Annotated in this window: 14 protein-coding genes; 3 read left to right on the forward strand and 11 right to left on the reverse strand. The window is 71.5% G+C overall.

Annotation, left to right across the window (positions count from 1 at the left end):
* Window positions 1-16: 16 nt before the first annotated feature.
* Entirely contained in the window at window positions 17-397 is a 381-nt protein-coding gene (locus BJ991_RS09480) for a bleomycin resistance protein (protein ID WP_179489491.1), read from the reverse strand.
* A gap of 159 nt (window positions 398-556) precedes the next feature.
* Here BJ991_RS09480 and BJ991_RS09485 point away from each other — a divergent pair, with 159 nt between their 5' ends.
* Window positions 557-838 (forward strand): GlsB/YeaQ/YmgE family stress response membrane protein, encoded by a 282-nt coding sequence (locus BJ991_RS09485; RefSeq protein WP_179489493.1) that lies wholly within the window; start codon window positions 557-559, stop codon window positions 836-838.
* A 57-nt stretch (window positions 839-895) separates the two neighbouring features.
* On the opposite strand, the gene BJ991_RS09490 is transcribed toward BJ991_RS09485, so the two are convergent.
* Window positions 896-1,480: a flavin reductase family protein gene (locus BJ991_RS09490; protein ID WP_179489495.1), complete on the reverse strand. Its 585-nt coding sequence runs from the start codon at window positions 1,478-1,480 to the stop codon at window positions 896-898.
* Between the two features lie 114 nt (window positions 1,481-1,594).
* Between BJ991_RS09490 and BJ991_RS09495 the strand changes: the two genes are divergently transcribed.
* Window positions 1,595-2,440 (forward strand): DNA-formamidopyrimidine glycosylase family protein, encoded by an 846-nt coding sequence (locus tag BJ991_RS09495; RefSeq protein WP_179489497.1) that lies wholly within the window; start codon window positions 1,595-1,597, stop codon window positions 2,438-2,440.
* An 18-nt stretch (window positions 2,441-2,458) separates the two neighbouring features.
* On the opposite strand, the gene adhP is transcribed toward BJ991_RS09495, so the two are convergent.
* From adhP to BJ991_RS09515, 4 genes are all read right to left on the reverse strand, one after another.
* Window positions 2,459-3,478 (reverse strand): alcohol dehydrogenase AdhP, encoded by a 1,020-nt coding sequence (gene adhP / locus BJ991_RS09500; protein WP_179492666.1) that lies wholly within the window; start codon window positions 3,476-3,478, stop codon window positions 2,459-2,461.
* 273 nt (window positions 3,479-3,751) lie between these two features.
* The gene (locus tag BJ991_RS09505; RefSeq protein ID WP_179489499.1) at window positions 3,752-4,330 is read right to left on the reverse strand and encodes a carboxymuconolactone decarboxylase family protein; all 579 of its coding nucleotides are present in this window, start codon (window positions 4,328-4,330) and stop codon (window positions 3,752-3,754) included.
* Window positions 4,331-4,418: 88 nt separating this feature from the next.
* Window positions 4,419-5,960, reverse strand: coding sequence for a DHA2 family efflux MFS transporter permease subunit (locus BJ991_RS09510; RefSeq protein ID WP_179489501.1), 1,542 nt, complete (start codon window positions 5,958-5,960; stop codon window positions 4,419-4,421).
* A gap of 173 nt (window positions 5,961-6,133) precedes the next feature.
* On the reverse strand, window positions 6,134-6,355 hold the full coding sequence (locus BJ991_RS09515; RefSeq protein WP_179489503.1) for a hypothetical protein: 222 nt from the start codon (window positions 6,353-6,355) through the stop codon (window positions 6,134-6,136).
* An 83-nt stretch (window positions 6,356-6,438) separates the two neighbouring features.
* Here BJ991_RS09515 and BJ991_RS09520 point away from each other — a divergent pair, with 83 nt between their 5' ends.
* Window positions 6,439-8,442, forward strand: coding sequence for an ABC transporter ATP-binding protein (locus BJ991_RS09520; protein WP_179492668.1), 2,004 nt, complete (start codon window positions 6,439-6,441; stop codon window positions 8,440-8,442).
* 16 nt (window positions 8,443-8,458) lie between these two features.
* Here BJ991_RS09520 and BJ991_RS09525 read toward each other — a convergent pair whose 3' ends face one another.
* From BJ991_RS09525 to nadA, 5 genes are read right to left on the reverse strand one after another with little or no spacing between them, the layout of a single operon-like run.
* Window positions 8,459-9,412: a glycosyltransferase gene (locus BJ991_RS09525; protein ID WP_179489505.1), complete on the reverse strand. Its 954-nt coding sequence runs from the start codon at window positions 9,410-9,412 to the stop codon at window positions 8,459-8,461.
* 59 nt (window positions 9,413-9,471) lie between these two features.
* Window positions 9,472-10,614, reverse strand: coding sequence for a cysteine desulfurase family protein (locus tag BJ991_RS09530; RefSeq protein ID WP_179492670.1), 1,143 nt, complete (start codon window positions 10,612-10,614; stop codon window positions 9,472-9,474).
* Between the two features lie 8 nt (window positions 10,615-10,622).
* On the reverse strand, window positions 10,623-11,486 hold the full coding sequence (nadC, locus tag BJ991_RS09535; RefSeq protein ID WP_179489507.1) for a carboxylating nicotinate-nucleotide diphosphorylase: 864 nt from the start codon (window positions 11,484-11,486) through the stop codon (window positions 10,623-10,625).
* Complete coding sequence (gene nadB / locus BJ991_RS09540; RefSeq protein WP_179489509.1) at window positions 11,480-13,243, reverse strand: L-aspartate oxidase; 1,764 nt, start codon at window positions 13,241-13,243, stop codon at window positions 11,480-11,482. Before nadB ends, nadC begins: the two co-directional genes overlap by 7 nt.
* Entirely contained in the window at window positions 13,240-14,589 is a 1,350-nt protein-coding gene (nadA, locus tag BJ991_RS09545; protein WP_179489511.1) for a quinolinate synthase NadA, read from the reverse strand. Before nadA ends, nadB begins: the two co-directional genes overlap by 4 nt.
* Between the last annotated feature and the right edge of the window lie 5 nt (window positions 14,590-14,594).

The following is a 14,594-nucleotide window of genomic DNA, read 5'->3' on the forward strand; positions in this document are numbered from 1 at the left end:
CGGCGTGCGTCACGCCTCAGGCATCCGTCGCCATCGGGCTTCCCACCCGCACGAGATTGCCGCTGCGATCGACGACGGCGAACTCGCGCATGCCGTAGTCCGTGTCGGCGATGCCCGTCATCCGGCTGCCCGTCGACGGGTCGGCGACGACCACGCCCTCCCACTCCCGGAACACCGCGTCGGCGTCGTCCACGTAGAGGTAGCACATGGACGCGGTGCGGAAGGGATCGACGGATGGGTCACCGGAGAAGTGTAGCTCCGCGCTGCCGCGTCCGAGGATGAGGTAGTTCCACTCCTCGGGCGTCGCGCCGCGGTTCTCGAAGCCGAGCGCTCGATAGAACTCGAGCGTCTCCGCGAGGTCGCGACTGAGCAGGATCGGCACCGTGCGTTCAGCCATGGACGCAGGCTACACGCCGCAGGAGTCCGGGATGATAGCGCGTCACAGCCCCTCGTGGGTAGGGGCCGGGGCAAACTGCGGCAGGATTCGTAGCCTGGTCTCCGCCCCGAACACGGGGGCGTCCGCTCGCCCGGTGTTCACAAGACGAAGGAGAGACAAATGCTCTGGACCATCCTCGGTCTCATCATCATCGGCTTGATCGCCGGCCTCATCGCTCGCGCCGTCATCCCCGGCAAGCAGAGCATGGGGATCCTCATGACGATCGTGCTCGGCATCGTCGGATCGTTCGTCGGCGGCTTCCTCGGATTCCTCATCTTCGGGGCCGACCCCGCCGGCGGCTTCCTGCAGCCGGCCGGCATCATCGGCTCGATCATCGGGGCGATCGTCGTCCTCGGCCTGTACGTGCTCTTCGCGCGACGCCGCGGCACGCGCTCGATCTGACCTGGGCCGCGCGCTCGTCGCGCCGCCGCGGGCATGACCGCCTCGGGGATCACCGCATCATGCGATGCGCGAGTGCTCCCCGAGGCGGTGCCATGTGCGGTTGTGGTACACGAGGGCGTCACCCGGTTCCCCGGGAGCGGCTTCGCGCGCGATGGTCGCCTGCAGCCCCTGCGCGGCGATGATGGTCGAATCGCCCGCGTCCATGCGGCTCACGACAGCGCACCGCACCCACGCACGCACGTCGCGGTAGACCGGTTCGCCCGTCGGCAGGGGCGCCCACGCGTCGCGGTCGGCGAACCGGTCGACGCCGCTCGTGGCGCCCAGGCGCGCGAGGTCGAGGTCGTCGGCGTCGAGGAGGTGCACGACGATCGTGTCGGCCGCTGCGATCGCGGGCGTCGCCGACGACATGGCCGAGATCGAGAAGATGAGCAGCGGCGGGTCGACGCTCACCGATGCCACGGACGACGCCGTGAGCGCGACCGGACCGTCGTCGCCGCTCGCCGTGATGACCGCGACGCCCGAGGGGTGGCCGCGGAAGAGCTCCTTGAAGGTGGCCGCAGACAGCGACGCGCCCGGTCCGTGCGCCGGCACGGAGGCGCCGAAGTCGGATGCCGGGCGGGCTGCTGGCTGCGCAGACGTCATGTCCAAGACGGTAGTCAGGCTGCCTGCGAGAAGGCCCGGCGCAGCGAAACACAGCGAAACGGATGCCCCTCCGGCACCCGCACGGATGTCCCACGCTGGTGCCAGGATGGGTCCATGCCGGAATCACCGGAGGTGCAGGCGCTCGTCGACTTCCTCGGCGAGCGGGCGGTGGGGCGGAGCATCCGCGATGTCGACGTCGTCGAGTTCCGTATCATCAAGACCCGCGCGCGGCCCCCGGCGAGCCTCGTCGGCGACCGCGTCTCGGCGGCGTCGCGCCACGGCAAGCACGTCGATCTCGCGTTCGACGACGGCCGGCACCTGGTCGTGTCGCTCGGCCGCCACGGGTGGATCGCGTGGCACGACGACATCGCGGCAGCGGCCGATGCCGATCCGCCCGCGGATGACGCGCCCGCGGTGCTCGCCCGCATCGCGCTGGACGACGGCAGCGGCTTCGAGCTGACCGACGCGGGGTCGTGGGTGTCGCTCGGGGCCTTCGTCGTCGACGATCCGTCCGAGGCTCCGGCCATCGCCAAGCTCGGCCCCGATCCGGCCGATCCGGCGTACTCACGCGCCGACTTCGACCGCGCCGTCGTGGGGCGCCGCAAGCAGATCAAGGCGATCCTGCAGGAGCAGGAGTCCATCGCGGGCATCGGCAACGCCTACTCCGACGAGATCCTGCACACCGCGAAAGTGTCGCCGGTCGCCCACGCCGCGGCACTCGACGCCGACGCCCTCGACCGGCTGTACGCGGCGACCGTGTCGACCGTCCGCGACGCGGTCGCCGCGCGCCACGGCGTGCCGATCGATCAGCTCAAGGCCGCGAAGACCGCAGCGATGCGGGTGCACGGTCGCGCCGGCGAGACGTGTCCGGTGTGCGGGGGAGAGATCCGCGAGTTCTCGCTCGGCAGCACGACCGCCGAGTACTGTCCGACGTGCCAGACCGGCGGCGCGATCCTGTGACCGCGCCGTCGCACCTGCTCACGCGTCGGCATAGCGCATGACGATGCGCCCGTCGATCTTCCCCTCTTCCATGCGCTCGAAGATGTCGTTGATGTCGTCGAGCGACTCGACGTGGACGGTCGGCTTGATGAGGCCGCGCGCGTAGAAGTCGAGCGCCTCCGCCATGTCCTGCCTCGTGCCGACGATCGAGCCGCGCACGGTGATCGCCCGCAGAACGGTGCTGAAGATGTCGGCGGGGAAGTCTCCGGGCGGGAGGCCCACGAAGACCACGGTCCCGCGGCGGCGCGCCATTCCGGTGGACTGCGCGAACGCCTTCGGATGCACGGCCGTCACGAGCACCCCGTGCGCGCCGCCGATCTGCTCCTGGATCGCGGCGACGGGATCCGTCTCGGCGGCGTTCACGACGACCTCGGCACCGTGCTTCTCGGCCAGCTCGAGCTTGTCGTCGTCGACGTCGACCGCGGCAACGCGCATGCCCATCGCGATCGCATACTGCACCGCGACGTGCCCGAGCCCGCCGATGCCCGAGATGACCACCCATTCCCCGGGCTTGACCTCGGTCACCTTGAGCCCCTTGTAGACGGTGACGCCCGCGCACAGGATGGGCGCGACCTCGACCGGGTCCGAGCCCTCAGGGATGCGGGCGGCGAACCGCTCGTCGACGAGCATGTACTCGCCGAAGCTGCCATCGACGCCGTATCCGCCGTTCTTCTGCTGCTCGCACAGCGTCTCCCAGCCCGTGCGGCAGTACTCGCACGCGCCGCACGCGCTCCACAGCCACGCGTTGCCGACGAGGTCGCCGACCTTGAGCGACGTCACCCTGTCGCCGAGCGCGACGACCTCGCCGTAGCCCTCGTGTCCCGGGATCAGGTCGGCTTTCGGCGGGACGGGCCAGTCGCCGCGCGCCGCGTGCAGGTCGGTGTGGCACACGCCGCTCGTGATGACGCGCACGAGCACCTCTCCGAGACCAGGGGTCGGGATCGGAACGTCCCGCACCTCGAGTGGCTTGTCCGGGGCGACCACCACGGCCGCGCGCATCGTGGACTGGGCAAGAACGGACATAGCGCGATCACTCCTCGTCGGAAGGCTGCTCCCCTGGGGCCGACGTTAGTGGAGCGGATGGCGCCCGTGTTGTGACGTTCGTCCCGCTGGCCTCGGGCGTGCCTACGATGGAGGCATGACGACGTCGCAGCTTCCGACCCCCGCCCTTCAGCCCATCGCGGACGACAAGAACCTCCTGGCTCCCGCCGAATCCGGCGCGTCCTGCTGCGGCGGCGGATGCTGCAGCGTCGACTGAGCCGGAGCGGCGCGTCACCGCGTCAGCGGTGACAGGAGCGCCTCCTTCACGCGCGGGCTGAGCCCGGGCACCTCGTCGACGGGCACGGAGAGCGCGAGCAGCGCCCTGCTGAAGTAGTTGCGCGCCGCCGCGGCGAGCGCGATGTCCACGATCTGGCGGTCCGAGTAGCCGTGGTCACGGAGATCCTGGCTGTCGCTGTCGGTCATGGCCGCGGCATCCGTCGACACCTTCGCAGCGAAGCGGAGGACCGCGACGTCGGCCGGCGGAAGCACGCCGTCGGCTACGTCGCGCGCGATGCTCACCACCTCGTCCTCGTCGAGCGCCTCGATCCGCAGTGTCCGGCGTCCGTGCGCGAGCAGGCAGTGCGGCGACTTCAGCGCCGCGGCCGCGGCGAGCGTCGCGATCTCGTATGTGCGCAGCCCGATCGAAGGGATGATCGCGCCCAGGAGCGCCTCGAACGCCTGCTCCGCCTCGGGGTTGACGGCCATCGCCCGCGTGTGACTGAAGACGAAGCCGTCCGTCTCCAGGTCGTCGCGGTACTTCTCGGCGACGCGGCCTTCGGCCTTTGCGGGGTCGGGTGTCGCGACGATCATGGTCATCCTCCGTCTCACGGGCGCGCGCCCAGAATGGCACCGCCCTCCCGGTACGTCGAGAGGGCGGTGCCGAACAGGTGATACGCGCTCAGTGCTCGGCGGGCGCTCCGACCGGCGACTCGGCGGGCTTGCGGATGAGGAACGCGCCCACGATCATCGGCAGAGACAGGATCGCGGCGATGAGGAATGCGGCCCTCGATCCGGCGGCGCCGGCGGCGGCATCCGACAATCCGGATTCGCTCGCGGACGCGGTGACCGCCGACAGGACCGTGATCATGAGTGCGATGCCGGCCGCACCGGCGACCTGCTGGGTCGTGCCCACGACCGCTGAGCCGTACGAGTAGAACTTCGGCGTCAGCGATGCGAGCGACGCCGTGAACAGCGGCGTGAACGAAAGCGCCAGACCGATCGAGAGCACCGTCTGGGCGATCGCGATCGTCCAGATCGAAGTGTGCTCGTCGAACGTCGTGTACAGCCACAGCATGCCGCTCGCGATGAACGCACCCGGGATGAGGAGCACGCGCGTGCCCCACCGGTCGTAGATGCGGCCGATCACCGGGCCGAGGAGGCCCATCGCGAGCGCACCCGGCAGCACCGTGAGGCCCGTCTCGAAGGGCGAGATCTCGAGGACGCTCTGCATGTAGAGCGGCAGCGTCGTGATCGCGCCGAAGAAGGCCATCGCCAGCAGCGCGATCTGCACCATCGAGAGCGAGAAGTTGCGCGAGCGGAACACGCGCAGGTCGAGCAGGGCGTCGTCGACGCGCTGCAGCACGAGCTGGCGCCAGATGAAGAGGGCGAGCGAGATGCCGCCGACCGTGAACGAGACGATGAGCGACACCGTCGACAGGGTCTCGGCCGCGCGCGCCGCGGCACCCGTCGCCCCGTGTGCTCCGGCTCCGCCGATCTGGCTCAGGCCGTACACGAGACCGCCGAATCCCAGCGCCGACAGCACGACCGACAGCACGTCGATCGGCGCGCGGGTCGTCTCGCCGAGGTTGTGGATCCAGCGCGCGCCCATCGCAAGCGCCACGAGGGCGATCGGCAGCACGACGCCGAAGATCCAGCGCCAGTTGAGGTTGTCGAGCAGGAAGCCGGACAGCGTCGGGCCGATCGCGGGCGCGAGCGACATCACGACGCTGACGCGCCCCATCATGCGGCCGCGCGCGTGCGGCGGCACGACGGTCATGAGCGTCGTCATCAGCAGCGGCATCATGATGGCGGTGCCGGATGCCTGGATCACACGCGCGACGACGAGCAGGGGGTACCCCGGCGCCAGCAGAGCGACGAGCGTCCCGAGCGAGAACAGGCTCATCGCGGCGATGAACGCGGCGCGGGTCGTGAACCGACGCAGCAGGAAGCCCGTGATCGGGATGATCACGGCCATCGTCAGCATGAACGCGGTCGTCAGCCACTGGGCCTCGACGGCCGTGATGCCCAGGTCGCCGATGAGGTGGGGGATGGCGACGCCCATCGTGGTCTCGTTGAGGATCGCGACGAACGCGGCCGCCAGCAGCAGCCACACCACGCGGCTCTGCTCGGGCGCCAGAAGCGGCCCGCGCGAGCCGGCGGCGGCGGAGGCCTCGGGCACGCGGATGCTGTCGGTGCCCGGTCGGGTGTCGGTGGTGGCCATGCAGTGGTCTCCTCGATGCTCGGCGGGCTCTTCACGGAGCGCCGGAGGCCGACGCACCCAACGCAAAACCGCGCCGGATGCGGTGGCATTCCCGCTCGGGGGATTTTCTGGTGCGGGATTCGTCCCGCGTGCGAAGCCCCGTGATCGGGGCGGGTGGACGGACTCGCTCGCCGTCAGGCGTCGCTGGGCTCGTCGTGGGGGCGGGGAGACGGTGCGTCCCAGTCCTCGGAGCCGATCGCGTCGGTCGGCTTGGGCTCGGGGATCTCTTCGCCCACCGTCTCGGGGACCCCGAGCGTCTCGTCGGTGGGCGGCAGCTTCTTGAGCTCGTCGATCTCCGCGCGCAGCTCGGCCAGGTCGCTTCCGTCGTGCTGCGGGGTGTCGGGCGTCGAGTTCATGGAGGCAAGCCTAGACCGTGCGCCGTGTCGGGTCAGTCCCGGTCCAGGTGTCCGCTCGGGTGATTAGGCTGACCCGCATGAGCATGGGCGGGCGCGGCGGGGGCGGGGGCGGTCCCTCGTTCCGCGGCGTCGACATCGAGGCGCAGAAGAAGCTCAACGCCGAGGCGCCGAAGATCACGCACCTCGGGCGCCGGGTCGTGTCGCTGTTCCGCCCGTACCTCGGGCGCCTCACCTTCACCGCCCTGCTGGTCGTCGTGGGCGCCGGGGTCGCCGTCATCCCGCCGCTCATCGTGCAGCGCATCTTCGACGACGCGCTGTTCCCCGTCGACGGATCTCCTCCCGACGTCCCGCTGCTGTGGCGGCTGGTGGCGATCATGATCGCGCTCTTCCTGCTGTCGGCGGCGCTCGGCGTCGTGCAGACGTGGCTCACGTCGACCGTCGGAAATCGTGTGACCGGCGACCTCCGCATCCGCCTCTTCGACCACCTGCAGGCGATGGAGCTCGCGTTCTTCACGCGCACGAAGACGGGTGTCATCCAGTCGCGTCTGCAGAACGACGTCGGCGGCGTCTCGGGCGTTCTCACGAACACCGTCACGAGCATCCTCGGCAACCTCGTGACGGTCATCGCGTCGCTCGTCGCGATGATCATCATCGACTGGCGGCTGACGATCATCGCCGTGGTCCTAATGCCGTTCCTCATCATCGTGCAGCGGCGCGTCGGGCAGGTGCGCGCCCGCATCGCGGGCGAGACGCAGGAGTCGCTGTCGGAGCTCACCTCCATCACGCAGGAGACGCTGAGCGTGTCGGGCATCCTCCTGTCGAAGGCGTTCAACCGCCAGGGCACCGAGTCGGGCCGCTACCGCGAGGAGAACGCGAACCAGGTGCGGCTGCAGGTGCGGCGCGCGATGAGCGGTCAGGGCTTCTTCGCGGTCGTCCAAGTGCTCATGGCGAGCGTGCCGGCGATCATCTACCTCGTGTCGGGCTACCTCGTGACCGGCGGCGTCGACACGATCACGGCGGGCACGATCGTCGCGTTCACGACCGTGCAGGCGCGGCTGCTCATGCCCCTCATGGGGCTCATGCGCGTCGCGCTCGACCTGCAGACGTCGGCGGCCCTGTTCGCCCGCATCTTCGAGTACCTCGACCTCGTGCCCGCGATCCGCGACGCCCCCGACGCGATCGGCGCGGCAGAGGCGCCCGGTCCGCTGGGGCGCATCGAGTTCCGCGACGTGGTCTTCCGGTATCCGGATGCCGCACCGGGCACGCGCCCGACCCTCGACGGCGTCTCGTTCGTGGCAGAGCCCGGGCAGCACGTCGCGTTCGTCGGCCCGTCGGGCGCGGGCAAGACGACGATCCTCTACCTCACGCCGCGGCTCTACGAGGCATCCGGCGGCGTGGTCATGTTCGCCGGCGCCGACGTGCGCCGTCTGCGGCACGAGTCGATCATCGACAACGTCGGGATCGTCTCGCAGGAGACGTATCTGTTCCACGCGACGATCCGCGAGAACCTGCGCTACGCGAAGCCCGATGCGACGGACGCCGAGCTCGAGGCGGCGTGCCGTGCGGCGAACATCCACCACGTCATCTCGAGCTTCGAGCACGGCTACGACACCGTCGTCGGCGAGCGCGGGTACCGCCTCTCAGGCGGCGAGAAGCAGCGCATCGCGATCGCGCGCGTGCTGCTCAAGGACCCGCCCGTGCTGCTGCTCGACGAGGCGACGTCCGCTCTCGACACGGTGTCGGAGCGCGTCGTGCAGGAGGCGCTCGATGCCGCCGCGCGCGGACGCACGACGCTGTCGATCGCGCACCGGCTGTCGACCGTCATCGGGGCGGACGTCATCCACGTGGTCGAGGCCGGACGCATCGTCGAGTCCGGCAGGCATTCCGAGCTCATCGCGCGGGGCGGCCTGTACTCCGAGCTCGCCGCCGAGCAGCTCGCAGCCTCGCGCATCCTCGAGGCCGAGGAGGCGCAGCCGCTGGCGGGGCATCCGGAGCGTCGTGCCGACCGGCCGCCCGACGACGTCCGGCTCGTCCTCGACGACGCGTCGGACGCGCGGCCCTGGGTGCCCCTCGGCGACGAGTACTGAGGCCTCCGGCGGGGCGCTACCAGAGTGCCGCGGCGTCGATCTCGGTCGACGTCGTCGCCTCGGGCGCGCGCGCCACGAGCCCTCTCACGAAATCGCCCAGCACCCGGCGGTACTCGTCGTCGGGGTGCACCTGGGCGAGCCGCACGAGCGGAGGGACGTCCAGCTCGAGGATCAGCCGCACGCGCGCGGCGGCCGCCGCGGTGTGTCCGCCCTCGTCGAGCACGGCGATGCCCTCGCGCATCGCCGTGAGGTAGTCGACGAGCACCGGCAGCTCGTTCTTCCGCTGGGTGATCGACGTGCCGTCGGCGCGCTCGCGCCAGCGGACCACCACGTCGGGGATCGTGTCGAAGGCGCGCGCGAGCGAGTACATGCGCTGAGCGATGAGCTGATCCTCGTACGCGACGCCCTCGGGGAACCGCAGGCCGGCGCGGCGCCAGAAGTCGGTGCGGCTCACCTTCGACCACGCGACGATGTTGCCGGATGCCGCGGGGTGCTGGTCGATCGTCGTCGCCGTGCGCGCGGGGCTCGTCGCCTCGCGAACCCACCGCTGTACGTCGCCGGGCACGTAGGCTCCGGCGCCGTCGGGCCGCAGCCGCACGTACGCGCCGCACGCGAAGTCGCTGCCGCTCGCGGAGACCGTGCCGACCAGGCGTTCGAGCGCGCGCTCGGTCAGCACGTCGTCCGCGTCGAGGAAACCCACGAATGGCGTCTCGACGAGGTCCAGTCCCGCGTTGCGAGCGGCGCCGAGGCCGCGCCGCGTCTCGTGGCGCACGACCCGGTACCGCGGGTCGGATGCCGCCGCCTCGGCGAAGAGGTCGGGTGTGGCATCCGTCGACGCGTCGTCGACCAGGATCGCGATCCACTCGCGCAGCGTCTGGCGGCGCAGCGAGTCGAGGGCCTCGACCGCGTACTCGGCGACGTCGAAGCCAGGGACGACGATGGTCACGACGGGTTCGGGATCGGCTGCCACGGGGGTGATGGTATCGCTATGCGAGCGGTGCGATCGCTCGCCGGCCGACCTGCTCCCGCTCAGTACGCGAGCACCGCGGCGACCGAGGCCGCGACGGCGTCGGCGACCGCGTCGAGCGGCTGTCGCACGTCGTGCAAGAACGTGAAGCGCACCGCCGTCTGCGCGACTTCGGGCGCGACGCCCATCGCGACGAGCACGTGCGACGGCTCGTCGCTGCCCGCCGCGCACGCGGATCCGCTCGACGACACGACGCCGCGGCGCTCGAGCTCGAGCAGCACCGCCTCGCCGCTCGTGCCCGCGAACGTGAAGCTCGCCGTGCCGGGCAGGCGCCGCACGGGGTCGCCCGTGAGCGCGGCGCCGGGCACGGTCGCGAGGACGCGCGCGATGAAGGCGTCGCGAAGAGCGCAGACGCGGGCGGATGCCTCGGCCCGCTCCGCCTCGGCGAGCTCGAGCGCGGTGGCGAGGGCGACGGCCCCCGCGACGTTCTCGGTTCCGCTGCGGCGCCCGCGCTCCTGTCCGCCGCCGTGCAGCAGCGGCTCGAGCGGGACGCGTCCGCGCACGGCGAGAGCGCCCGTGCCCTTGGGCGCCCCGATCTTGTGGCCCGCGATCGAGATGGCGTCGACCCCGAGGTCGGCCGCCGACAGCGGGAGCCATCCCGCCGCCTGTACCGCGTCGACGTGCACCGGGATGCCGCGCTCGCGCGCGATGGCCGCGATCGCCGCGACGTCCTGCACCGTGCCGACCTCGTTGTTCGCGTAGCCGAACGAGAGGAGTGCCGTGTCGTCGCGCAGCGCGCCGGCGACTGCGGCGGGGTCGAGGCATCCGCTCTCGTCCACAGGAACGTGCGTCACGTCGAAGGCGTGCACGCGCGCGAGGTAGTCCGCCGACTCGAGGATCGACTCGTGCTCGATCGGCGTGGTCACGATGTGGCGCGCGCCGCGGCGCTGCTGTGCCGCGATCGCGATGCCTTTCACTGCGAGGTTGTTCGCCTCGGTGCCGCCCGATGTGAAGACGACGTCGCCCGCGCGCATGCCGAGCACGCGCGCGACGCGGGCGCGCGCGTCGGCGAGGGCGTCGGCCGCCGCCTCGCCGACCGTGTGGTGGCTCGACGGGTTCCCGAACCAGCGCGTGAGGAACGGCATCATCGCCTCGAGCACCTCGCGCCGCACCGGCGTCGTCGCGGCGTTGTCGAGGTAGAGCATCGACATGATCAGCCCCCGAGCATCTCGATGCGCACGTCGAGCCCGAGGTCGAGCGCGCGCGCGGAGTGGGTGAGCGCCCCGACGGCGATGACGTCGACGCCCGTCTCGGCGATGGCCCGCACGGTCTCGAGCGACACCCCGCCGGATGCCTCGACCGTCGCGCGGCCGGCGATGAGCTCGACCCCCGCACGCAGGTCGTCGAGCGAGAAGTTGTCGAGCATGACCGTGTCGACGCCCGCCGCGAGCACCGCCTCGATCTGGTCGAGCCGGTCCACCTCGACCTCGAAGTGCGTGGTGTGGGGGAGCCGGGCGATCGCGCCCTGGATCGCCGCGGTCACCGAGACGCCCTTCTGCGCGAGCACCGCGAGGTGGTTGTCCTTCGCCATGACCGCGTCCGAGAGCGAGTACCGGTGGTTGTGACCCCCGCCGTTCACGACCGCGTGCCGCTCGAACGCGCGCAGGCCGGGCGTGGTCTTCCGCGTGTCGGCGATGCGCGCGCCCGTGTGCGCGACCTCGGCGACGTAGCGCGCGGTGAGGGTCGCTATGCCCGACATCCGCTGCACGAAGTTGAGCCCGACGCGCTCGGCCGTGAGCACGCCGCGCGCGGGACCGGTGACCGTCGCGAGGACGGTGCCCGGGCGGAAGAACTCGCCGTCCTCGACGATGAGCTCCACGTCGATCGACGGATCGGTGAGGCGGAACGCCGCGACGAACACCTCGCCGCCGCTGAACACGCCCTCTTCGCGTGCCACGAGGTCGGCGCGTGCGATCGCCGTCTCGACGATGAGCGCGTCGCTCGTGAGGTCGCCCCACGGTGCGTCCTCTTCGAGAGCCGCCGCGACGGCGCGGTCGATCGTGGCGCGGGTCAGCATGCGACGGGCTCCTTCTCCGGTTCGACAGCCGGGGTTCGGGTCGCGGTCGGGCGTGCGATCCTCCACGGATCTGCGGGCTTTCGGGCCGCCTCGAGGGCGAGGGCGCTCGCGACGCGGCGGTTCTGTGGAGTTCTGCACGACGACGGGTCGTCCGACCGGAAGTGCGCCCCGACCGACTCACGACGGGCGAGCGCGGCCGCGACCAGCAGCTGGGCGACGAGCAGCAGGTTCTCGTCCTCGAGCTCGCGTTCGGTTCGCGCCTCGCGCGGCTGCGCGCGCCACTGCGAGAGAACGGATGCCGCGTGCCGCAGCCCCTCCTCATCGCGCACGAGCCCCGCGTGCTCCCACATCAGGTGCTGCAGCGTGCGGCGGGTGAACGGCGCCGCCTCCACGACCGCACTCGCGGCGAGCGGGCGCGCGGCGGTCGACGCGGCACTGCGCGGCCAAGCGCCGGACGCCGCGTCATCCGCGATCGCATCGCCGGCACGAGCGCCGAACACCGCTCCCTCCAGCAGCGAGTTCGACGCGAGGCGGTTCGCGCCGTGCACTCCCGTGCGGGCCACCTCGCCGACCGCGTACAGGCCGGGCACCGTGGTGCGGCCCTCGAGGTCGGTGACGACCCCGCCCATGAGGTAGTGCGCGGCCGGGGTCACGGGGATCGGCGCGCGCGCCCAGTCGAGCCCCCGCTCGTGCACGGAACGGTCGATCGTCGGGAAGCGCTTCGCGAGGAACTCCGCACGCGCCTCGGGGGAGGCCGGCCCGACGACCGTCGCATCGAGCAGCGCGGGGCGTCCGTCCTGCGCCTCCATGAGGGCGGCGATCGCGCGGGCGACGACGTCGCGCGGCGCGAGCTCGCCGTCAGGGTGCGCGTCCAGTGCGAAGCGCCGGCCGCGCTCGTCGACGAGCAGCGCACCTTCGCCGCGCACCGCCTCCGACACGAGGAACGCGTCGGCACCACGGATGCCGGGCGCGTCCGCGACCGCAGGAAGCACCGTCGGGTGGAACTGGAAGAACTCGAGATCGGCGACGGCCGCACCGGCGCGCACCGCGGCCGCGATGCCGTCGCCCGTCGCGACGGCGGGGTTCGTCGAGTGCGCGTACAGCTCGCCCGCCCCGCCCGTCGCGAGCACGACGGCGTCGGCGAAGAGCGTCAGTGGCTCGCGGTCGTCCACGAGCAGCTCGGCGCCCGCGACCCGCCCGCTGCGCACGACGAGGTCGACGAGGAAAGCATGCTCGACGACCTCGACGTCGCTCGCGCGCAGTCGCGCCACGAGTGCGCGCTCGATGGCGGTGCCTGTCGCGTCGCCTCCCGCGTGGAGGATGCGCGGGTACGAGTGGGCGGCCTCGAGGCCCTTCACGAACCCGCCGTCGTCGCCGCGGTCGAACGCGACGCCGAGGTCGATGAGCTCGCGGATCCGTGCGGGACCCTCCTCGGCGAGCACGCGCACCGCGTCGAGGTCGTTGAGTCCGGCGCCGGCGACCACCGTGTCGCGCACGTGGTCGTCGATGCGGTCGTCGTCGAACATGACGCCGGCGATCCCGCCCTGCGCGAAGCGCGTGTTGGCGTGGTCGAGCACGTCCTTCGTGACGAGGGTCACGCGGCATCCGCTGTCGACGGCGTGCAGCGCCGCGAGCAGCCCCGCGATGCCCGAGCCGACGACCAGCGCGTGCGCTTCGTCTCGCTTCGCTCGCTCAGCGTCCGGGGTGAGGTGCCGCTTCGCTCGTTCAGCGACCGGGGCGCCGAGCGCACGCGTCATGACGCCTGCTCCCAATGCGCGGCCGGGGCCGCCGGAGGCTTCGCCGCGAGCATCCGCTCGAGGGCGACGCGCGCGGGATCGGCGACATCGCCGGGAACCGTGATGCGGTTGAGCACCTCACCGTCGACGAGCGCCTCGAGCACCCACGCGAGGTAACCCGGGTGGATGCGGTACATCGTCGAGCACGGGCACACGACCGGGTCGAGGCAGAAGATCTCGTGCTGCGGATGCTGCGCCGCCAGCCGCTGGACGAGGTTCACCTCGGTGCCGATCGCGAACGTCGTGGGCTCGGTCGCCGCCTCGATCGCCTTGCGGATGTAGTCGGTCGAGCCGGACTCGTCGGCCGCGTCGACGACCTCCATCGGGCATTCCGGGTGCACGATGACGCGCACCCCGGGGTGTTCAGCTCGAGCCGCCGCGATCTGGTCGACGCTGAAGCGCCGGTGCACGGAGCAGAACCCGTGCCACAGGATGACGCGCGCGTCGAGGAGCTGCTCCTCGGTGGAGCCGCCCAGCGGCTTGCGCGGGTTCCACATCGGCATCTGCTCGAGCGGCACCCCCATCGCCTTGGCGGTGTTGCGGCCGAGGTGCTGGTCGGGGAAGAACAGCACGCGGCGCCCGCGCGCGAACGCCCACTCGAGCACCGTGCGCGCGTTGGAAGACGTGCACACGATGCCGCCGTGGCGGCCCACGAAGCCCTTGATCGCGGCGGACGAGTTCATGTACGTGACCGGGATCACCGGCACGAGCCCGTCGGCATCGGGGGCGGAGAGGTCGCCGTAGACGTCCTCGAGCTGCTCCCACGCGTCCTCGACCTGGTCGATGTCGGCCATGTCGGCCATCGAGCAGCCGGCGGCGAGGTTCGGCAGGATCACGGCCTGCTCGGGGCGGGACAGCAGGTCGGCCGTCTCGGCCATGAAGTGCACACCGCAGAAGACGATGGCCTCGGCATCCGGATGCTCCAGCGCCGCGTTCGCGAGCTGGAACGAGTCGCCCACGTAGTCGGCGTGCCTCACGACCTCTTCGCGCTGATAGAAGTGGCCGAGCACGACGACCCGGTCGCCGAGCGCCGCCTTGGCCGCGAGAATGCGCGCGTCGAGCTCGTCCGCCGACGCCGTGCGGTACTCGGCCGGGAGCTCGCCCTGACGGGGCGATCCGGTGGGGATGACGTCTCCCATCGACGCGCCGGGACCGTAGCCGGGCACGGTGTCGAAGTTCCAGGGGCCCGAGGCGAGGTCGGTACTGCACGTCTCACCGCCCGCGCGGCCCTCGACGATCGCGCGGATCTCGAGGTCGACGGACGGATCGATGCGACGGGGCTGGAGCGAGATGTTGACGGCGGACATGGGTT

It is taken from the genome of Microbacterium immunditiarum, assembly GCF_013409785.1.
Classification (GTDB): Bacteria; Actinomycetota; Actinomycetes; order Actinomycetales; family Microbacteriaceae; genus Microbacterium; species Microbacterium immunditiarum.

Coding starts and splice junctions, on each gene's coding strand:
- BJ991_RS09480 (WP_179489491.1), bottom strand. CDS start 397: ATGGCTGAACGCACGGTGCCGATCCTGCTCAGTCGCGACCTCGCGGAG.
- BJ991_RS09485 (WP_179489493.1), top strand. CDS start 557: ATGCTCTGGACCATCCTCGGTCTCATCATCATCGGCTTGATCGCCGGC.
- BJ991_RS09490 (WP_179489495.1), bottom strand. CDS start 1,480: ATGACGTCTGCGCAGCCAGCAGCCCGCCCGGCATCCGACTTCGGCGCC.
- BJ991_RS09495 (WP_179489497.1), top strand. CDS start 1,595: ATGCCGGAATCACCGGAGGTGCAGGCGCTCGTCGACTTCCTCGGCGAG.
- adhP (WP_179492666.1), bottom strand. CDS start 3,478: ATGCGCGCGGCCGTGGTGGTCGCCCCGGACAAGCCACTCGAGGTGCGG.
- BJ991_RS09505 (WP_179489499.1), bottom strand. CDS start 4,330: ATGATCGTCGCGACACCCGACCCCGCAAAGGCCGAAGGCCGCGTCGCC.
- BJ991_RS09510 (WP_179489501.1), bottom strand. CDS start 5,960: ATGGCCACCACCGACACCCGACCGGGCACCGACAGCATCCGCGTGCCC.
- BJ991_RS09515 (WP_179489503.1), bottom strand. CDS start 6,355: ATGAACTCGACGCCCGACACCCCGCAGCACGACGGAAGCGACCTGGCC.
- BJ991_RS09520 (WP_179492668.1), top strand. CDS start 6,439: ATGGGCGGGCGCGGCGGGGGCGGGGGCGGTCCCTCGTTCCGCGGCGTC.
- BJ991_RS09530 (WP_179492670.1), bottom strand. CDS start 10,614: ATGCTCTACCTCGACAACGCCGCGACGACGCCGGTGCGGCGCGAGGTG.
- nadC (WP_179489507.1), bottom strand. CDS start 11,486: ATGCTGACCCGCGCCACGATCGACCGCGCCGTCGCGGCGGCTCTCGAA.
- nadB (WP_179489509.1), bottom strand. CDS start 13,243: ATGACGCGTGCGCTCGGCGCCCCGGTCGCTGAACGAGCGAAGCGGCAC.
- nadA (WP_179489511.1), bottom strand. CDS start 14,589: ATGTCCGCCGTCAACATCTCGCTCCAGCCCCGTCGCATCGATCCGTCC.